18 protein-coding genes and 1 tRNA gene are annotated in these 19,956 nt (G+C 63.6%); 9 read left to right on the top strand and 10 right to left on the bottom strand.

The annotated features are described in order from the left end of the window. Positions 1-24 precede the first annotated feature (24 nt). Together ureG and IE125_RS11635 are read left to right on the top strand one after the other, a co-directional pair. Positions 25-687: an urease accessory protein UreG gene (gene ureG / locus IE125_RS11640; RefSeq protein WP_189444858.1), complete on the top strand. Its 663-nt coding sequence runs from the start codon at positions 25-27 to the stop codon at positions 685-687. 79 nt (positions 688-766) lie between these two features. Next, positions 767-1,375 carry a HupE/UreJ family protein gene (locus IE125_RS11635; RefSeq protein WP_189444857.1) on the top strand — a complete coding sequence of 203 codons (609 nt, stop codon included), beginning with the start codon at positions 767-769 and terminating at the stop codon, positions 1,373-1,375. A 107-nt stretch (positions 1,376-1,482) separates the two neighbouring features. Here IE125_RS11635 and IE125_RS11630 read toward each other — a convergent pair whose 3' ends face one another. Then, positions 1,483-2,298 (bottom strand): DUF1206 domain-containing protein, encoded by an 816-nt coding sequence (locus tag IE125_RS11630; RefSeq protein WP_189444856.1) that lies wholly within the window; start codon positions 2,296-2,298, stop codon positions 1,483-1,485. Positions 2,299-3,195: 897 nt separating this feature from the next. Here IE125_RS11630 and IE125_RS19260 point away from each other — a divergent pair. Beyond that, complete coding sequence (locus tag IE125_RS19260) at positions 3,196-3,705, top strand: hypothetical protein (protein ID WP_229809072.1); 510 nt, start codon at positions 3,196-3,198, stop codon at positions 3,703-3,705. A 708-nt stretch (positions 3,706-4,413) separates the two neighbouring features. Here IE125_RS19260 and IE125_RS11620 read toward each other — a convergent pair. After that, positions 4,414-4,498, bottom strand: a tRNA-Leu gene (locus IE125_RS11620). 126 nt (positions 4,499-4,624) lie between these two features. Between IE125_RS11620 and IE125_RS11615 the strand changes: the two genes are divergently transcribed. The 5 genes from IE125_RS11615 (at position 4,625) to IE125_RS11595 (ending at position 9,503) form a co-directional block, all read left to right on the top strand. Then, complete coding sequence (locus tag IE125_RS11615; protein WP_229809071.1) at positions 4,625-5,443, top strand: ComFC family protein; 819 nt, start codon at positions 4,625-4,627, stop codon at positions 5,441-5,443. Positions 5,444-5,482: 39 nt separating this feature from the next. Then, entirely contained in the window at positions 5,483-6,469 is a 987-nt protein-coding gene (locus tag IE125_RS11610) for a serine/threonine protein kinase (protein WP_189444854.1), read from the top strand. A gap of 143 nt (positions 6,470-6,612) precedes the next feature. Then, positions 6,613-7,170, top strand: coding sequence for a GTP cyclohydrolase I FolE (folE, locus tag IE125_RS11605; protein ID WP_229809070.1), 558 nt, complete (start codon positions 6,613-6,615; stop codon positions 7,168-7,170). Positions 7,171-7,211: 41 nt separating this feature from the next. Beyond that, on the top strand, positions 7,212-7,661 hold the full coding sequence (locus tag IE125_RS11600) for a hypothetical protein (RefSeq protein ID WP_189444852.1): 450 nt from the start codon (positions 7,212-7,214) through the stop codon (positions 7,659-7,661). A 378-nt stretch (positions 7,662-8,039) separates the two neighbouring features. Then, positions 8,040-9,503: an NAD-dependent succinate-semialdehyde dehydrogenase gene (locus IE125_RS11595; RefSeq protein WP_189444851.1), complete on the top strand. Its 1,464-nt coding sequence runs from the start codon at positions 8,040-8,042 to the stop codon at positions 9,501-9,503. A gap of 143 nt (positions 9,504-9,646) precedes the next feature. Here the strand turns inward: IE125_RS11595 and purH are convergent, their stop codons facing one another. From purH to dsbD, 8 genes are all read right to left on the bottom strand, one after another. Further along, positions 9,647-11,272: a bifunctional phosphoribosylaminoimidazolecarboxamide formyltransferase/IMP cyclohydrolase gene (gene purH / locus IE125_RS11590; RefSeq protein WP_189444850.1), complete on the bottom strand. Its 1,626-nt coding sequence runs from the start codon at positions 11,270-11,272 to the stop codon at positions 9,647-9,649. Positions 11,273-11,404: 132 nt separating this feature from the next. Then, positions 11,405-11,638: a DNA-binding transcriptional regulator Fis gene (gene fis / locus IE125_RS11585; RefSeq protein WP_229809109.1), complete on the bottom strand. Its 234-nt coding sequence runs from the start codon at positions 11,636-11,638 to the stop codon at positions 11,405-11,407. An 83-nt stretch (positions 11,639-11,721) separates the two neighbouring features. Further along, a complete protein-coding gene (gene dusB, locus IE125_RS11580) occupies positions 11,722-12,756 on the bottom strand; it encodes a tRNA dihydrouridine synthase DusB (RefSeq protein ID WP_189444848.1) in 1,035 nt (344 codons plus the stop codon). A 185-nt stretch (positions 12,757-12,941) separates the two neighbouring features. Continuing rightward, positions 12,942-13,859, bottom strand: a complete 918-nt coding sequence (gene prmA / locus IE125_RS11575; RefSeq protein WP_189444847.1) for a 50S ribosomal protein L11 methyltransferase — start codon at positions 13,857-13,859, stop codon at positions 12,942-12,944. A gap of 115 nt (positions 13,860-13,974) precedes the next feature. Continuing rightward, a complete protein-coding gene (gene accC / locus IE125_RS11570) occupies positions 13,975-15,318 on the bottom strand; it encodes an acetyl-CoA carboxylase biotin carboxylase subunit (protein ID WP_189444846.1) in 1,344 nt (447 codons plus the stop codon). Between the two features lie 46 nt (positions 15,319-15,364). After that, on the bottom strand, positions 15,365-15,826 hold the full coding sequence (gene accB, locus IE125_RS11565; RefSeq protein WP_189444845.1) for an acetyl-CoA carboxylase biotin carboxyl carrier protein: 462 nt from the start codon (positions 15,824-15,826) through the stop codon (positions 15,365-15,367). Between the two features lie 69 nt (positions 15,827-15,895). Further along, positions 15,896-16,339 carry a type II 3-dehydroquinate dehydratase gene (gene aroQ, locus IE125_RS11560; protein WP_189444844.1) on the bottom strand — a complete coding sequence of 148 codons (444 nt, stop codon included), beginning with the start codon at positions 16,337-16,339 and terminating at the stop codon, positions 15,896-15,898. A gap of 266 nt (positions 16,340-16,605) precedes the next feature. Continuing rightward, a complete protein-coding gene (gene dsbD / locus IE125_RS11555) occupies positions 16,606-18,624 on the bottom strand; it encodes a protein-disulfide reductase DsbD (protein WP_189444843.1) in 2,019 nt (672 codons plus the stop codon). Positions 18,625-18,972: 348 nt separating this feature from the next. Here dsbD and IE125_RS11550 point away from each other — a divergent pair. Next, a partial coding sequence (locus tag IE125_RS11550) for a DUF2333 family protein (protein WP_189444842.1) occupies positions 18,973-19,956 on the top strand: 984 nt, incomplete at its 3' end.

Below are 19,956 nucleotides of genomic sequence, written 5' to 3'. Positions count from 1 at the left end.
TGAGGAAAGTACAAGGAGAAGATCATGAAGCACTGTCTACGTGTCGGCGTCGGTGGCCCGGTGGGTTCCGGCAAGACCGCACTACTCAAGCAGCTCTGCCTGGCGCTGCGCGGCCACTACGATATCGCCGTGGTGACCAATGATATCTATACGCGCGAGGACGCGGATTTCCTGCTGCGCCACGATGCGCTGGCGGCGGATCGTATCATCGGCGTGGAGACGGGAGGCTGCCCGCACACGGCGATTCGCGAGGATGCCTCGATGAATCTCGCGGCGATCGATGACCTGCACGAGCGCCACCCGGATCTCGAGCTGGTGCTGGTCGAATCCGGGGGCGACAACTTGGCGGCGACCTTCAGCCCGGAACTTTCCGATCTGACGCTCTACGTCATCGATGTCTCCGCCGGTGACAAGATTCCGCGCAAGGGTGGGCCAGGCATTACCAAGTCCGATCTGCTGATCATCAACAAGATCGACATCGCCGAATCGGTGCACGCCTCGCTCGAGGTGATGGAGCGAGATGCGAAGGCGCAGCGCGGCCAGCGCCCGTTCGTGTTCACCAATCTTCACGACGGCGTCGGCGTCGAGACCATCGTGCGTTTCATCCTCGACCAGGGCATGCTGCCCGAGCGCCGTGGCGAAGCGCGTCGTGCCATCCAGGATCAGGCGCTGCTGACAGCCCACTGAGGCGCTGTCGCAGCGCTTCACACTCGGGGCCTTTCATCGTCACGGCCCTATACCTCGTTTGCATTCAAGGAGATCACACGTGGCCTATCTTCCAACGACAACGTCTCGCCGCCTCGCCTGGCTCAGCGCACCGCTGGCACTGCTTGCCACCACGGCGGCGCTGGCGCATCCGGGAGTCCTACCGCACACCCATGGCGGGAGTTTCGCCGCGGGCATCATGCACCCACTCACCGGGCTGGATCATCTGCTTGCGATGCTGGCGATCGGGCTGTGGAGTGCACGTCAGGCGCCGATGCTGCGGCGCTGGATGCCGCTGGTCATCGCACTGGGCATGATCTGCGGGGCGGGACTGGCCTGGGCCGGCGTGCCTCTGCTCGGGGTTGAATTCGGTATCGCTTCCAGCGTCCTGCTGGCCGGCATCCTGGTCGCCACGCTGGTCAAGCTACCGACCGCGGTGGGCGGGCCGCTCGTTTTCGCGTTCATTCTGATGCATGGCCACGCTCACGGCAGCGAATTGGCTCCCGACGCCTCGGCCGCGCTCTTCGCTCTGGGGTTCCTGATCTCGAGTGTTGGTATCACGCTGGTTGGCCGCACGCTGGGAAGCTGGCTTTCGCGCCGCGACAGCCGTTGGCTACGAGGCATCGGCGCGGCGATCGCCGCCGTTGGCGGGTCGATGCTGCTGAGTTAAGGCGGCTCGATGGCAAGGTCGCCGCGAGGCGCCGGCTCGCTCGTGACAAGGACCGCTTCGGCGGTCCTTGTCGTTGATGAAGGGAGAAATGCCGCTGCCGCGAGCGTCTAGCGACGGAGCCTGCCGACCCGACGATATCCCGCGTTGATGAAGCAGTAGCCGCCATAGGCGATCAGGCCGGCTGCCACCACACCGAGTAGCCAGTCGCCAAACGGCTGGTGAGCGAGCAGATCGAGCGCGCCACCGAGTCCTTCTGCCTTGCTCGGCGTCAATTTCCACGCCGCCAAGCCGAGAAGACCGCCGATGATCATGAACGTGACGCCCCTCGCGGCGAGGCCGAATCTGGCAATGCCCTCGAGCAGCGGCAACGGCGGATTGGGGCGGTCCGCGAGGTGCCAGTTCTTGCGATAGGCGCGCCGCCAGGCGCGCACCATCTGGTTGACACCCACGCCGATGAAAATCACTGCCAGGCACAGAAGTAGCCAGCGACCACCCGGCAGACCGAGGACGCGCTCGGTGCGTTCGCCGGTGCTACTGTTGCCGCTCGAGAAACTGTTGAACAGCAGCTGCGTACACTGCCAGGCGAGAACGGCGTAGAGGCCACCACTGATCACGAATCCCAGGCGCTGACACCATCCCACGAGACTTCGCCCCTTGGACTCGGTGTCCCAGAAAGCCTGCCCCAGTCTCCATGCCACGTACGCGATCAGGCCGCCGCCCAGCAGCGCCAGCAGAAATCCCCCGAACGGCCAGAGAGCGATGCGCTGAATCACGTCTGCCGCGCCGCTCTCGCTACCGCCCAGGCCAATCGACGTGAGCAGTGCCAGCCAGCCGATAGCGAAATAGATGATGCCTTTGGCGACATAGCCGGCCGAAGCCGTTCGGCTGAGCCATTGGCGCAGGTGCGTGTCGCGAACCTTCATGATGTTCCTTGTGACTTGGCGTAGCCGAAGGTTAGATGAAAGTGCCTGTTTCGCCATCCGGTAACGAATGGCGTTGGTCTTGCGCCATCGCGCTCCGGTGACTCCCGGGAGCGGGCCGCTGCGGCCCGAGCACGACGGGGGGTGGTGAAAGAGGCGGCGATTTTCGTCAATATTTTGTACGTTGCTTTGTAGTATGTAATGTATTGATCTAACATTTCAGCGATTCTTCTCCAGAGGGCTGCCGCAGGGACGTGACCAAGGGATTTACGCATGGCGTTGGTTAGCGGTTGGGCCAGGGAATGAACCACCGGTTCAGGAGCATGGGTCGAATTGGTGCTGATAGGCCAAGGTAGAGAAGGTCACTGTCTCCAACGGCATTGGCATCGATGACATTGGCGTGGCTAGTACCGGAAACCGGCGTCCTTCCGCCGGTTTTCTTTTGTCTGCCTCTCTTCGCCGTCGCGCTTTGCCTGGCCCCCGAAAGGCCTCGGTACTCAAAAAAACTGATCGTACCCCTTGACCTTGTAACAACTCTTGTATAACTTTGTTTCCGTTAACTGACGCTTCGCTCCAGGGATCGGAGTCAAGGAAACGCTCGCTGACGGCCAATGACCGGGTTCATTAGGGCGTCCAGTCGAGATAACGGAGTGTCAGTCGGGGGTCAAGGATGACCGCCGGGGCTGTCGGAATCAGGAGGATACCGCGCAGCTCCACAGCACAGCTTCGCGCGCACGCTGGATCAGGATGATCGCCCTCCGGGGAAAGCGGGACAGGATGTCACTGCGGACGCGAATCAAAAAAAAGGCGGGCCCTGACGGGCTCGCCTTTCGTTTTATCAGGCCGCGTTTTATCGAGCCTAATTTTGCCGTATCAATCACGTCGTCGTGAAAGGGGCATATGAGCGTCGATGACGTTGGTTTTACCGACAGCAAAATTGGCGAACTGGTCTATGCTGCTGTTGAGGTCGTGATGAGCGGCACGAGGGCGCCGATGAGGCCGTTCTCGAGCCAGAACGGATCTCGAGCCAGCAATGACACCGGGCAAGAACCGATTCACAGGAAGAAGAGGGAGTCTGTCATGAAGAAAGGAACAGCGATTGCGGCAATTTCCGGGCTGATGATGATCATGGGTGCCAGTGTGGCGCAGGCCCAGAGCGATGCCATGGAAGATGCCTACGACGCCGACAATCAGCCGATGGAATCCGGCTCCGGTGTCACCGATCAGAGCCACGACAGCACCGATGCCATGAGCAACGAGTCAGGCCACAGCGCTGCGGCAGACGATGCGATGGATTCCGTCGATTCGGAAACCGCCGAGCCGACTGATATCGACGATAGCGAGGCTCTCGACGATATCAATGCCGATGGCCAGAGCGACGCCGCTGCCGAGGCGCAGAAGAGCCAGTAACTGCCGCCAGCCGGCACGCCTTGATGTCATCGACGCCTTCCCTATCGGGGAGGCGTTTTTGTATCTGAGCGAAAGGCCGGCAGTCAGCGATCGTTTCCGGCGCCGTCATTTGCGCATTTCTTGCTCACGCCCATGGCACCCTGGGCGCTCATCTCATGACAAGGAGTACGTCAATGACACGTTATCTATGGATCTTGTCCTGTGCGATCGCGCTGGGATTGAGTGGCTGTGCCTGGTGGGGACCGCATCACGGAGGCCCCGGTGGCGGCGAATCAGCTCAGCATGGCGCATCCGGGGGGCCGGGTGTTGGTGGCGGTCCGGGTGGCGGCGGCCATGGCGGGCCCTGAGGGCGATCTTCCGGCATGACCGGGCGATGATAAACGACGATCCCGGCACCTCGGTGCCGGGATCTTGCGTTCGCAACTTGCACCGCGGGTTTCAGGCTCGCCGGCTACGCTCCACGCGGGATGGCCGAGAACGACGGTCATGGGTGACGGGCATCCGTCAAGGTTGGTGTTCCATCGGGCAGGGGAGCGAAGCACCGCGACCGCAAAGCTTGATCGCCACGAGTTCGCGGTGGATACATTGGGCGTTGAAGGTCTTACAGGCAGCCAACGGGGTTCGGCCAAAGTCACGATCTGGTCACACTCACGATCCAGTGACCCAACTCGAGGACTTCGTTTCGGCAAAAAACCGTTGAAAATCAGATGGTGCGGATGGGGAGACTCGAACTCCCACGCCTCTCGGCACTAGAACCTAAATCTAGCGTGTCTACCAATTCCACCACATCCGCAAGATGAGGGCGCGCCTATTGTACGTGCGGCGGATGCGAAGTCAATCGGCGGTCGCCGCCTGCCATTCACGGGCGTCATGCCGGGGGCTCAAGTTCTGCCGACTCGGGTCGACAACGGAGTAACAGGTGCTGACAGGTCGACGGAGTGCAATGGCGGAACATGGCAATACGCTCTTGGAGCGATCCGGCGCTAACCGACAGACGGCGCTGAAATGGCGATTTCGGCGTCTCTTGCGCGGCGTGAATGCTGCGCTGGAGCAGGCGCTGCCGGGTTACTGTACGTTCTGCCACGCACCGGTCGGAGGCGATGCGACCTGGTGCCAAGCCTGTTATGGCGAGATGCCCTGGAATCGTCACGCCTGCGAATGCTGCGGAGAACCCCTGGGATCGGCGACCGCCAGTGGTCGGCTGTGCGGGCACTGTCTGCGCCGACCGCCGGCGATGGCGCGCACCTTGACGCCTCTGCGCTATGAAGGGCGGATGATTGCGCTGGTGCAGCGCTTCAAGTTTTCCGCGGACCCTCGCGCCGGGGAGGTGATGATTCGGCTGCTGACGGCGGCGCTCCAGCAGGCTCAGCGGCGTTTTCCCCGACTCGGGGAAGCGATCGTGGCCGTGCCGGGGCAGCGCGAGAGAACCCATGAGCGAGGGTTCGACCACGCCGCCTGGCTGGCGAGGCGGCTGGCCGATCGCCTCGAGCTGCCGCTGATTCCGGCGCGCCGGCTCGCACAGACGCCGTCTCAGCGGGGGCTGGACCGGCGGGCGCGCCGGCGTAACGTCAAAGACGCTTTCGTGGTGGCGCATCCGCTGCCGGCCTCGGTCATCGTCGTGGACGACGTGATGACGACCGGTGCCACGCTGGATGCGCTCGCCCGGGCGTGCCGGAAGGCGGGTGCCGAGAGCGTAACGGCGCTCGCGCTGGCACGGACGCCCTCGGCGCGAATCTGATACGATGCGCGCAAGCATTGACACCATATCCGAGGTCGTATGAGCGACGCTTCTGCGCATCCGTTCGAGTCGCTGACCCCCCAGCGCGTGGTCGAAGCGGTCGAGTCGCTGGGTTTCTGGCTACCCGGCGAACCGTTCGCGCTCAACAGTTACGAAAATCGCGTCTACTCGCTGACCGACGACGATCGGCGGCGCTGGGTCGTCAAGTTCTATCGACCCGAACGCTGGCGCGATGAGCAGATCCTCGAAGAGCATGCGTTTCTTGGGGAGCTGGCTGCCAATGACATTCCGGTCGGTGCCCCTTGGGTAAGTGAGAGTGGCGAAACGCTTCATCACCATGGCGGCTTTCGCTTCTCGCTGTTCGCCAACGTCGTGGGGCAGGCGCCCGAGCTCGACAATCCTGCCCACCTGTTTGCGCTCGGAGAGCTGATCGGTCGCGTTCATGAGGTCGCAGCACGGCAACCGTTCCGACATCGCCCTCACTTCGACGTTGACCGGATGGTCTGCGAAAGCCGCGAAAGGGTGCTGCAGGCCCGTTGGCTGAACGCGCGCCAGCGTGACGTGTACGCCAGAGTGATCGAAGCGCTGCTGCCGTTGCTGCGCGATCATGCCTGGCCCGCATCGGCGCTGCAGCGCGTTCACGGCGACTGTCATCTTGGCAATATGCTCGGCCGTGACGAGCAGTTTGCGCTGGTCGACTTCGATGATTGTGCGATGGCGCCGGCCGTGCAGGATCTCTGGATGCTGTTGACGGCGCAGAGTCCCGAAGAGTGGCAGATGCAGCTTTCCGAGGTGATCGAGGGCTACGAGTCCAGCCTCGAATTCGATCGCCGGCAGCTTGGCTGGATCGAGACACTGCGTACGCTGAGACTGATTCGACATAGCGCCTGGTTGACCTCGAGGTGGGATGACCCGGCCTTCCCCCGTGCCTTTCCCTACGTGGCCGATTCCGGCTATTGGGATCAGCATATCCGCCACCTCGAGCAGCAGCGTATTCTGCTGGACTCGCCGCGCTGGCTGGCGTGAAACCCGCCCTCAGGCGCTCGATTCCAAGATCTTATCGATAGAGCCGTCGAGGGAGTTTCGCTAGAATTGGCGCACCGATGGAGAGGCGGCTTGCGCTTGCCGGCCCATCGCCAATATCGAAAGACGAGAGGCAAGGCAGCAACATGACAGAGCAACTGGCAGGTCACTTCCGCGGCATTCTGGAAAAGCTCGGCGAGAATCCGGAGCGCGAGGGCCTGCGCAACACCCCCATGCGTGCCGCCAAGGCGATGGAGTTCCTGACGCAGGGCTATCATCAGTCGCTGGAATCGCTGGTCAACGGCGCGGTCTTCGCCTCGGACACCGACGAGATGGTGCTGGTCAAGGATATCGAGATGTACTCGATGTGCGAGCACCACGTACTGCCGTTCATCGGCAAGTGTCATATCGCCTATCTACCGCAAGGCAAGGTGCTGGGGCTCTCCAAATTCGCGCGCATCGTGGACATGTACGCCCGCCGACTGCAGATTCAGGAGAATCTGACGCGTGAAATTGCCGAAGCGGTCATGCAGGTCACCGAAGCTCGCGGTGTCGGCGTGGTGATCGAAGCCCAGCACATGTGCATGATGATGCGCGGCGTCGAGAAGCAGAACTCGAGCATGAAAACCTCGGTGATGCTGGGCAGCTTCCGCAAGAACCAGACCACTCGCCAGGAATTTTTGATGCTGGTCAACGGCCGCTGAGCGTTGGCGACAGCACGCGTTTTTTCGGGATAGGGCACGACATGGATGGTCATCTCATTCGTTTCGATGATGACGCCCAGGCGGGCGAGGTCGAGACACCGCAAGGCCAGCGTTACCCCTTCGAACTTGCGCAGTGGCGGGGCCGGGGACTGCCTCGCGAGAACCTGCCGGTGCGTTTTGAGGTGCGCGAGGGTCGAGCGGTCCAGGTCTTCAATCGACCGGAAGCGCAGCGTCGTGCCAGCCTGGCGCGCGACGCCAGCGGCAAGACCCTGCGCAAGCAGCTCTCGCACTGGTCATTGGCGGCCTTCGTGCTCTCGGTGGTCGGCTTCAGCGCCGGGCGCTACGCGTTCGTGGTCGAGATCGTCGCGCTGATTCTGGCCTGGACGGGTCTTCGTCATGTCCATCGTGCGCCGGAGCGCTTCAGCGGCTACTGGGTTAGTGGTCTGGCGATCGTGATCGCGGTCGGTGTCACGCTGTGGACTGGGTGGTGAGCTCGCCTCGCCCGAGGAAGTCTTTGAGCGGATGGTCGAGACGCGCTGCCGGCGGATGACCAGGAAGCACTGCCGACGGATGAATAGCACTGGCAGAGTCGGCCGTTACGCGCCATCCTTTCGGCAGCGGAGACCGTGGGCGTGAAAGATCCCGACAGTCGACTCTCTCGGGAATCCAGCGTCTCGCGAACCGAATGTCTTGATAGTCGAGCTTCTCGGTCGTCGACGCCTATCCGTCAGGATCGAGACCGTCTGCGATGATGGCGCGCCGCCGACGAGGCGGCGGTGCAGGCATTGGCCGCGTTGCCGGCGTCCCGATGTGTGGCCGCGGGCGCCGAACTATCATCGCCGACAAGCACATCCAGGAAGGAGTGATTCATGCAATCCGTGAAAGAGAGCGCGCTTTTCCGTCCCTTTGCCTACATCGACGGCAGCTGGGTGGCGGCCGACAGCGGCGAACAGATCGACGTCGACAACCCTGCTACCGGTGACATTCTCGGGCGCATGCCGCGTCTCGGTCGTGCCGAGACCGAGCGTGCGATCGAAGCCGCCGAAGCGGCGCTGCCGGGCTGGCGCAATCATACGGCGCAGGAGCGGGCAGATATCCTGATGAAGTGGTACGAGCTGATGCTCGAACACAAGGATGAGCTGGCTGCCATCATGACCGCCGAACAGGGTAAACCGGTCAAGGAGGCTGCCGGCGAGATCGTCTACGCGGCCAGCTTCATGCGCTGGTTCGCCGAAGAGGCGCGGCGCATCTACGGCGACACCATTCCCGCGGCCAGCAATCAGCAGCGAATCGTCGTCACCAAGCAGCCGGTTGGCGTCGTTGGCGCCATCACGCCGTGGAACTTCCCGTCCTCGATGATCACGCGCAAGGCAGCGGCCGCACTGGCAGCCGGTTGCACGATCGTCATCAAGCCGGCCAGCCAGACGCCGTTTTCGGCGACGGCGCTCGCCGCGCTCGCGGAGCAGGCTGGGGTGCCGAAAGGCGTATTCAACGTGGTTCCCGGCAAGGCCAGCGACATTGCCAAGGCGATGACCGATTCGCCTGTCGTGCGCAAGGTCACTTTCACCGGCTCGACGGAAGTCGGCAGCTCGCTGATGGCGAACGCGGCGCAGCACATTCAGAAGATCTCGCTCGAGCTGGGCGGCAACGCGCCGTTCCTGGTCTTCGAGGATGCCGATCTGGACGCGGCGGTCGAGGGCGCCATTGCCTCCAAATTCCGCAACGCTGGTCAGACCTGCGTCTGCACCAATCGCTTCCTGGTGCAGTCCAGCGTGGTCAATGCGTTCAGCGAGAAGCTGGCAGCAGCGATGAACAGCGAGCTCAAGGTGGGTGACGGGTTCGAAGAGGGCGTCAATATCGGGCCGCTCATCGACGAAGACGCCGTTGCCAAGGTGTCGGAGCACATCAAGGATGCCACCGACAAGGGCGCGCAGCTGCTGTTGGGCGGGCACGAACATTCGCTGGGCGGTCGCTTCTTCTCGCCAACACTGGTGAGCCACGTCACGCCGGACATGAAGGTCGCGACCGAAGAGACCTTTGGCCCGCTTGCCGCTGTGTTCCCGTTCGAGACGGAAGAAGAAGCGGTGCGCATGGCCAACGACACCCAGTTCGGCCTCGCCTCCTACTTTTACTCGAAGGATCTCGGCCGCGTGTGGCGTGTTGCCGAAGCGCTGGAGTACGGGATGGTCGGCATCAACACCGGCCTGATCTCTAATGCCAGTGCTCCATTCGGTGGCGTCAAGGCCTCAGGGCTCGGCCGTGAGGGTTCTAAGTACGGCCTCGACGAGTACATGGAGATCAAATATCTCTGTATCGATCTGGGGCAATCGTAAGCGACGAGCTAAGAGCTTCGACTGCGCCGGTTTCGGGGCGCGGTAGACAGCGGCTACGAGCTACGAAAGAGGCCAGCGACATTCGTCGCTGGCCTCTTTCGTGGAGAACATCACGCTGAGCATCGCGGCTCTTGGCTCGCGGCTCAGTGCCTGAAGTGACGCATGCCGGTAAACACCATCGCGATACCCGCCTCATTGGCCGCGGCGACCACCTCTTCGTCACGCACCGAGCCACCGGGCTGAATGACGGCCGTGATACCCACCGCCGCGGCGTTGTCCAGGCCGTCACGGAAGGGAAAGAAGGCGTCGGATGCCATCACCGATCCCGCGACCTCCAGACCCGCCTGCTCGGCTTTGATGGCGGCGATCCGTGCTGAATTGACACGACTCATCTGACCCGCGCCAACGCCGACCGTCTGACGGTTCTTGGCATAGACGATCGCGTTGGACTTGACGAACTTCGCGACCTTCCAGGCGAAAATCAGGTCGTGAAGCTCGCGCTCCGAGGGCGCGCGCTGAGTGACGACCTTGAGGTCATCGGCGGCGATCATGCCGGTGTCGCGGCTTTGTACCAGCAGCCCACCGTTGACGCGCTTGTAGTCCCAGCCGTTGCCACTCTTCGCCGGCAGTTCACCGCACTCGAGCAGGCGCACGTTGGCCTTGCTCGAGACCGCATCGCGCGCGGCCTCGGAGATGCGCGGTGCAATGATGACCTCGACAAACTGCCTGGCCACGATGGCCGCAGCCGTGTCGCCGTCCAGCTCCCGGTTGAAAGCGATGATGCCGCCGAATGCCGATTCACTGTCGGTCTCGAAGGCCAGGTCGTACGCCTTGCGGATACCGCCGTCGGCATCCGGCACCACGGCAACGCCGCAGGGATTGGCGTGCTTGACGATGACGCAGGCCGGTTTGGTATAAGACTTGACGCACTCGAGCGCGGCGTCGGTATCGGCCACGTTGTTGAACGATAGCGCCTTGCCCTGAAGCTGAGTCGCCGTGGCGATGCTCGCTTCCTTGCCGTTGGAACCGCCCTCGACCCCGGAGTCGCCTTCGACATAAAACGCGGCTTTCTGATGCGGGTTCTCGCCGTAGCGCATGCTCTGTTTCTTCGTGAATTGCATCGACAGCGTGCGCGGGAAATCGGCTTCCCCGTTGCCGACGCGCTGACCGAAGTAGTTGGCGATAGCGGCGTCGTAGGCGGCGGTATGTTCGAACGCCTTGATGGCCAGATCAAAACGGGTCTTGTGGCTCACGCCCCCGTTGTGGCTGGCCATGTCCTTCAATACCCGGGAGTAGTCGTCGGCGCTCACCACGATGGTGGTGTGGTCATGATTCTTGGCGCAGGCACGCACCATGGTCGGCCCGCCGATATCGATGTTCTCGACGGCATCTGCCAGCGTGCAGTCCGGGTTGGCGACCGTCCGCTCGAAGGGATAGAGGTTGACGACGACCATATCGATCGGGTCGATCCCGTGCTCCGCCATCACCGCATCGTCCTGGCCGCGGCGCCCGAGGATGCCGCCGTGAATCTTGGGGTGCAGCGTCTTCACGCGACCGTCCATGATTTCCGGAAAGCCGGTATGCGCCGAGACTTCCGTCACCGCGATGCCGTTCTCCTGCAGCAGCCGATAGGTGCCGCCGGTCGACAGCAGCTCGACGCCACGAGCGACCAGCTCGCGACCGAAGTCGACGACGCCGGTCTTGTCGGAAACGCTGAGAAGGGCGCGGCGCACGGCGCGAGGCGTGCTGGATGCGGGGTTTTGTGACATGCCAATCCACTCTTGTCGATCAACGCGCCGTGAACAACGCGTTTCGGTGAATCGGACGGGCGGGCCGTCGCGGCAGCGAGCGAGGCTGGGCATCCGTCCGGTTAGCGCTTCGCGCTGCGAAGCGTGGAGAAATCAGATCAGGTCGTACTGTTTCAACTTCTTGCGCAAGGTGCCGCGGTTGAGCCCCAGCAGTTCGGCGGCGCGAGTTTGATTGCCGTCGACATTGCGCATGACCACACCCAGCAGCGGCGCTTCGACCTCGGCCAGCACCATGGTGTAGAGATGGGTGACGGATTCCCCTTCGAGATGCGCGAAGTAGCGCTCCATGACCTGCTCGACGCACTCTCTGAGCGTGCCGTGCGGCATGGGGGCGTGTAGCGCATCAGGCGCGGAGAATGCGTCGGCCTCGGCGGGAAGTTCACCATCGAGGGCCAGAGGATGCCGGCTGTTCATGCTGCGTGGGTTCCATTACCGATCGCGGCGAAATCACCGCGAAAGAGTTCATGAAGAAAATCGAATTGTTGTTTGACCTGCTCCAGCCGATTGAAGCGGGCGCGCCACTCTCGGCCGGGATCGCGCGTGGCGAGATACCAGCCCACGTGCTTGCGGGCGACGCGCACGCCCAGATAGTCGCCGTAGTGTTCGTGCAGCGCCTGCAGGTGACGGCGCATGGTCGTGGCGATCTCCTCGGCGCTGGGTGGCGCAAGCGTCTCACCGGTGCGCAGGAAGTGTTCTATCTCGCGAAACAGCCAAGGATTGCCCTGGGCGCCGCGGCCGATCATCACCGCATCGGCGCCGGTGTAGGCAAGCACATCCGCTGCCCGCTGTGGCGTGGTCACGTCGCCGTTGGCGAAGACGGGAATGGAGACCTGCTGCTTGACGGCCGCGATGGTGTCGTACTCCGCTTCACCCTGGTAGCGCTGCTCGCGGGTGCGGCCGTGCACGGCCAGCGCGGCGATGCCCGCGTCTTCGGCCAGGCGGGCAACCCGCTCGGCATTACGCGTCTGATCGCACCAGCCGGTACGAATCTTCAGCGTGACCGGAATCTCGACGGCGGCGACCACGGCATCGAGAATCTCCGCGACCAGGCGCTCGTCTCTCAGGAGTGCCGAGCCAGCGGCCTTGTTGCAGACCTTCTTGGCCGGACAGCCCATGTTGATGTCGATGATCTCGGCACCGGCTTCGGCGTTCAAGCGGGCAGCCTCGGCGAGCATCTGCGGATCGCCGCCGGCGATCTGGACCGAACGGGGTCCTGGCTCACCGCGGTGAACGAGCCGCTGCCGGGATTTGCGCGTGTGCCACAGTTTGCTGTCGGCGATGACCATTTCCGAGACCACCAGCCCCGCCCCCAGCTCTCGACAGAGTTGGCGGAACGGGCGATCGGTGACGCCGGCCATCGGCGCCAGGATCACGCGGTTGGGCAGCGTGTGGCGGCCAATGCAGGGCAACGGGCGATCGGTCGACGATGACTCGGCATCACGCATCGTTACAGGGCTCAGGCAAAACGGGGAAGCTATGATACCGGCCACCCCGGCGTTGTTGAAGCGCTGATTGGCTTCACCAGACTTAAGCGTCAACCGGGATGACTCGCACTTGAATGTCGCTCAAAACCAGGGCGCCTCGGCCTGAATTGGCTTCTTTTGACACGCAAACGCAACGTTACCGGCGGTTACGCGCGGCGTTGTCCCGCGAGCAGTACCCAGCCCTCCTTCTCGACTGGCTCCTCCATCACCAGCCCCTGGGCTCGGTAGGCATCGAGTACCGAATCCGCCTGGGCGCTGAGAATCCCGGAGAGCGCAATGCGTCCGCCGGGGGCGACACGCCGGGCGATCTGCGGCGCTAGTTCGATCAGCGGCCCGGCCAGAATATTGGCGACCACGACCTGGAAGACCCCTTGGCCGAGCTTCTCCGGATAGTCGAGAATGAATCGAGCGTCGTCTATCTCGTTGCGCTCGGCGTTGTCGCGGCTCGCCTGCAGCGCCTGTGAATCGATGTCGACGCCGACGGCGACATCGGCGCCCAGCTTGAGCGCGGCGATCGCGAGAATGCCGGAGCCGCAGCCGTAATCCAGAACGTGTACGGGAGTGTCGGTCCCGGTCGGCGCCAGCGCGGCGTCATCCAGCCAGCCGAGACAGAGCGCAGTCGTGGGGTGCGTACCGGTGCCGAACGCGAGGCCAGGGTCGAGCAACAGGTTGACCGCGTCGGGATCGGGGGCCTCGTGCCAGCTGGGCACGATCCATAGCCGGCTCCCCATCTTGAGCGGCTCGAAGCCGTCCATCCATTCGCGCTCCCAATCGCGGTCGGCGAGCAGCTCGTAGTCGATCTGCGGCGCGGGGTCGTCCGGCGCCTGTGCGGCCCACGCCTGCTGGACGCGCTCGATCATCGCATCTACGCCCTCGAGATCGTCGTAGAGCCCGGTCAGTACGGTCTCCCGCCACAGCGGCGTAGTGCCGAGATCCGGCTCGAAGACAGGCTCGTCGTGAGCATCCTGGAGCGTGATCGCACTGGCACCTTCGGCCAGCAGCAGATCTTCCAGCCATTCGGCCTGTTCGGGAGCGATATGGGCCTTGAGTTGTAGCCACGCCATGGGCGCTCTCCTGAATCGGTAGACAATTACGGCATCGAAACGAGATCGGGGCGACCCCGGCCGCGTGCTTCGCGCAGCATGGTTCGCCCCGAGCGGTGCGTCGTGACTGGAGCGATCAGCTCAGGCCGAGCTTCTTCTCCAGATAGTGGATGTTGACGCCACCTTTCTGGAACGCGGTGTCGCGTACCAGATCCTTCTGCAGATCGATGTTGGTCTTGATGCCCTCGACCAGCAGTTCATCGAGCGCGTTGCGCATGCGCACCAGCGCGATTTCGCGATCGGCGCCCCAGGTGATCAGCTTGCCGATCAGGGAGTCATAGTGCGGCGGTACGCTGTAGCCTGTGTAGATGTGCGAATCCATACGCACGCCCAGGCCACCCGGCGGGTGATAAAGGTCGATCTTGCCGGGGGAGGGCATGAAGGTGCGTGCATCCTCGGCGTTGATTCGGCACTCGAAAGCGTGACCGTTGAGCTGCACGTCTTCCTGCTTGATCGACAGCGGCTGGCCGCAGGCGATTCGCAACTGCTCCTTGACGATATCGACGCCGGTCACCATCTCGGTCACCGGGTGCTCGACCTGAACGCGGGTGTTCATCTCGATGAAGAAGAACTCGCCGTTCTCGTAGAGGAACTCGAAGGTGCCGGCGCCGCGGTAGTTGATTTCGATGCAGGCGTCGGTACAAGCCTTGAGTACCTGAGCGCGGGCCTTCGGGTCGATATGCGGTGCCGGCGCTTCTTCCAGCACCTTCTGGTGTCGCCGCTGCAGCGAGCAGTCGCGATCATAGAGATGGACCGCATTCCCCTGGCCGTCGGCAATGACCTGGACTTCCACGTGGCGCGGATTCTCCAGGAATTTCTCCATGTAGACCGTGCCATCGCCGAAGGCGGCAGCGGCTTCGGAGCGCGTCACGCTCACGGCTTTTGCGACTTCGTCGTCGTTGCGCACCACGCGCATGCCGCGACCGCCGCCGCCGGCGGCCGCCTTGATGATCACCGGATAGCCGATGCGTGCCGCAACGCGACGAATTTCCGCATCGTCATCCGGCAGCGGGCCGTCCGAGCCGGGCACCGTCGGCACACCGGCTTCCTTCATGGCGCTGATCGCGCTGACCTTGTCGCCCATCAGGCGAATGGTCTCGGCGCGCGGGCCGACGAAGATGAATCCGGAACGCTCCACCTGCTCGGCGAAGTTGGCATTCTCCGAGAGGAAGCCGTAACCCGGATGGATGGCGCTGGAGTCCGTGACTTCGGCCGCGCTGATCAGCGCCGGAATGTTGAGGTAGGACTGCGTCGACGGTGCAGGCCCGATGCAGACGGCCTCGTCGGCCAGGCGCACGTGCATCAGTTCCCGGTCGGCCTTGGAGTGAACCGCGACGGTCTTGATGCCGAGCTCCTTGCAGGCGCGCAGCACCCGAAGTGCGATCTCGCCGCGGTTGGCGATGAGTACCTTGTCCAACATGATGATTTCGCTCGTGTGGCCCTGGTTGAGAATGAACGGCTGCGGATCAGCCGATGATGATCATCGGCTGGTCGAATTCGACCGGCTCGCCATCCTCGACCAGGATCGCCTCGATCACGCCATCCTTGTCGGCCTCGATCTGGTTCATCATCTTCATCGCTTCGACGATACACACGGTGTCGCCTTTCTTGACGCTCTGGCCGACTTCGATAAACGCCTTGGCACCCGGTGCCGGTGAGCGATAGAAGGTGCCGACCATCGGCGAGGCCACGGCATGGCCAGTCGGCTGCACCGGAGCCGGCTCTGCGGGGTCCGGCGCCGGAGAGGTCGCGGCTGCCGGTGCGGCAGGCGCCATCGACTGCGGCATCATCATCGGCTGCTGCATCGCGCCGAAGCCGTTGGGGTGACGGCTGATGCGAACGGATTCCTCACCTTCCTGAATCTCGATTTCGCTGATGTTGGACTCTTCGAGCAGTTCGATGAGTTTCTTGACCTTGCGAATATCCATGGCGATGTCTCGGCTCTATTGATGTCTGTAGCGGGTGTGAATGAAGGCCCGGCGATGAAAGAGAGCGGGTCAGTCTCGACCCAGCTGGGAAAGTGCGGCATCCAGCGCCAGTACATAGCTGTCGGCGCCGAAACCGGCAATGACACCGCGGGCGATGTCGGAAAAATAGGAGTGGTGACGAAACGGCTCGCGCGCATGCACGTTGGAGAGGTGCAGCTCGATGAACGGAATGTCGACGCCTTTCAGCGCATCGCGCAGGGCCACGCTGGTGTGGGTAAAGGCGGCGGCATTGAGCAGGATGAAGTCGACGTTCTGCGCTCTTGCCTGATGAACGCGCTCGACCAGCTCGTGCTCGGCGTTGGACTGCAGCCAGTCGAGCTGATGACCGGCGCTCAGCGCCCGCTCGGTCAGGCGCATGCGAATATCCTCGAGCGTCGTCGTGCCGTAGATCGACGGCTCGCGCGTACCGAGCAGATTCAGGTTGGGACCGTTGAGGACGAGTACGCTGGACATGACCTTCCTTGCGCTGTTAACCCTGTCTCGAATCGCCGAGATATCGTCACTTTGCTGCAAGATGACTGCACCGGCGCGTCGTTTTTCGATGGGAAGGGAGTTTGCCGAAATTTAGGAGGAGTGTCCAGCCTGATGCCCGAACGTTGTTCGCTAACTTGGCTCAGGAGCCACGAGCCACGAGCCACGAGCTGCGAACTGAAAGCTGAAAACCTCTGGCAACCCAAAAACGCTGCGGGGCGTGAAAGCCGAGCGACCGGCTCTGCGGCTCAGTTGGCGATCTGGCGTTGTACGGCGTCTAGGTGGTCGGCAAGCTCGATTGCGTCCACTTCACCCTGGACGCGGGCAGCACGAAGCTCCTTTCCGCGGGAGAAGAAGAGGAGTCCCGGTGGGCCGAACAGACCGTAGTGCTCGAGTAGCGTGCGGCTCGCGGGGGCATCATCGGTGACATCTGCCCGGATCAGCGTGAATCCGGCCAGCCGCCGGGCGATCTCCGGCCGCGGGAAGACCTCGCGCTCCATGACTTTGCACGAGATGCACCAGTCGGCGCTGACATCGACCATCGCCGGCCGGCCGTCGGATCGGGCGTCCTGCAGTGCGGCCTGGAGCGCATCGAGTGAGGTGACGGTCCGGAAATGAGGGCGCGTGACGTCGGTCCCGGCCCCAGCCGTTGCGGCAGTGAGCGGGCGCAGCGGATCGCTGCCGCCCTGGGCGGCGCCCCACACCAGCGCCGCACCCCAGAACAGCAGCATCCATCCCGCGACCAGCCGCACTAGCCGCCAACCTTGCGGGGCAGCGCCGTCGAATCGAAGCGCTCCCATTGCCAGTGCGCTGCCGATAGCCAGCGCAGACCACAGCAGCAGTACGATGGGGCCTGGCAGCAGCCGCTCGACGAGCCAGATAGCCACCGCCAGCAGCATGACGCCGAACAGCGACTTGACCCCATTCATCCAGGCACCGGCGCGCGGCAGCCACTGGCTGCCAAAGGTGCCGACGACGACCAGCGGCAGACCCATGCCGAGGCCGAGCGCCAGCAGCGCCAGCGCACCGCCCAGGACATCGCCGGTGCTCGAGATGAAGACGAGCGCGCCGGCGAGTGGCGCGGAGACGCAAGGGGATACGACCAGGACCGAGAGGGCACCGGCCGTCGCCAGTCCCGGCGGGCCGCTACGCTGCAGGCGATCCTGCCAGCGATCGACGTGTCGGCCAAACCCGCCGGGCAGACGCAGGTCGAATCCGCCGAACATGGCGACGGCGAAAAGCACGAACAGCAGGGCGAACGGCACCAGCACCCAGACCGACTGCAGCCGAGCCTGAAGATTGAGCGAGGCACCAAACAGTCCCATCAGCGTGCCCAGCGCGGTGAACGTGACCGCCATGCCGGCGACATAACTGAGCGAGAGCCCGAGTGCGCGGCGACGCCCGGCGTTCTGGCCGACGATGATCGATGTTAGAATCGGAATCATCGGCAGCACGCAGGGCGTGAACGTCAGACCGATCCCGGCAAGAAAGAAAAGCCCCAGCGTGGCTATCCCGATCCCGCCGCTCAGCAGCGCCCGGAAACGTCCGTCGGCGCTGATCGGAGATGCGTCACTCGCCGGTGCCGGCTCGGACGGCGTCGTGGCGCTGGCCGGGGGTTCGAGAGTGGCCGCGGGCGAGACCGGATCGGCTTGCGGTACCGCGTCGGCCTTGGCGTCCGGCGAGTCGGCAGGGCGGAAGGGATCGGCGGTCGGCGCTGCACGCGAGGCGATCGGTGACGCCTGCGCTTCGTTGCTGGCATCGGTGAATGCCTCGGGCGGCCCGCCCGCCTTGGCTGCGAGCTGCCAATGCTCCGGTGGATAGCAGAGCCCGGCATCGGCGCAGCCCTGGAACGTCAAGGTGACCGGAATGGCGCCAACGCTGTCGGCGGGCGGTTTCGGCAGGGCAGCGCTGAGTACGACTCGGCCATAGAAGACGTGCACGTCGCCAAGATATTGATCGTGCTTGAACTTGCCGGGAGGGATGTCGGGATCGTCCAGCGTTAGGCCGGGCCTGCGGCTCTCGAGTCCGAATCGGTGACGGTAAAGGTAATAACCTGGCTGGTTGCGTATGCCGACGAAGAGACGGCCATCCTGGTGCCAGGCATAGGCATGAAAGGCCTCGTCCACGGGCAGGAAGTCGGCCTGATTGCTGGTGGGCGCGGCGGATTCCTCCTCTCCGAATCCGAACAGCGACGCGCCCTGGGCGACGCCTGCCGGCGTCATCAGACAGACAAAGAGGGTGAGAATCCAGGACGAGATGCGAGACATGCTGAACGAGTGATTCCTGAGACGATGACCGAAGCGAGCGTGAGGCCCGCCATGCAGTGGAATTGACGCTGGCGATGAACGGATTTACCGGGTGCCCGAAGGTGTCGAGCGCACAGACATCACGGCGCCGCACTCTTCGACGGCGGCCGGGCGTAAAAGTGCCATGCCGGTGATCGCGATGGTCTCGCCAGTTCGCCATCATCCTGCCCGGCGACGTCGCTCGGTGCGCACTGACGCCTCCAGCGCCCGACAGACCGACACTACATCCAAAGGCGCGCTGCGCGCCGGAAGGAGCATGATAGGATACTCTTATTCGTCTCCCAACCTCTTGAATGACAAGGATCGTCCATGGCCCTGTTTCGCAAGAAGACGCCGACCTCGCGCACCGACGTTCTCGAAACGCCGCAGTACGGTTGGATCTGGAAGCCGATAGTGACGCTGGTCGTGCTCTATCTGCTCATCTGCATCGTGCTGGGTATCTGGTGGAGCTGGACGCCGGCACCGACCGACCCGGCCCAGGCCGTCGCTCAGCATCGGGGTTTCCCCGAGGCGGTCGACTCCCAGGCTCGCGGTGATCAGCCCGCGCCGACGATTCAGCCCGGCGAGGCGCTGCTGGCAACCAACATCTCGATGCTGGAGACGCTGCTCGACAAGCCGGGTGGCTATCTTCGCAACGACGTGATGCCGCCGGGGCTGTGGCTCGACAACATGCCCAACTGGGAAACTGGCGTCACCCAACAGATCCAGGATGCCGTGGCGTCGCTGGGCAGCGTCATCGAGGCAGGACAGGCGCCGCTCGGTGACGCCCAACAGTCGCTTTCCAAGGATCTCGACAGCTGGCGCTGGCCGCAGTCCGAGAAGAGCCTGCTGGCTGCCCGCAACAATCTCGGGGAAACGTTCACGGCGCTGGAAAACGCCAGCGGACCTGGCGCGCCGAATCAGGCTGCGGCATCTGCCGATCAGTCGGGCTCTCAGCCGAGCGATGCCTCGCCGGCTTCGCTCTCTGCCGAGGCGCTGTCTACGTGGCTCGAGCAGGTCGGTCAGCGGCTGCAGACGCAGACCCGTCAGCTGGCTGCCAATGTTGGCCAGTCGCCGAGCGGGAATGCTCAGGACGAGAGCACACCCTGGTTCCGGATCGACAACGTCTTCTTCGAAGCGCGCGGCACGACCTGGGCACTGCTGCAGCTGATGGAGGCGGCGAAGATCGACTACGCCGACGTCATCGAGCAGGCCGGCGTCGGGCAGCGTTTCGATCAGCTGATCGCCGAACTGCAATCCTCGCAGGCCCAGCTCTGGAGCCCGGTGATTCTCAACGGTACGGGCTTTGGCCTG

The sequence above is a fragment of the Salinicola rhizosphaerae genome (assembly GCF_014652715.1).
Lineage (GTDB): Bacteria > Pseudomonadota > Gammaproteobacteria > Pseudomonadales > Halomonadaceae > Salinicola > Salinicola rhizosphaerae.
The sequence above is the reverse complement of the archived record's forward strand: the minus strand, read 5'-3'. Positions and strand labels throughout refer to the sequence as shown.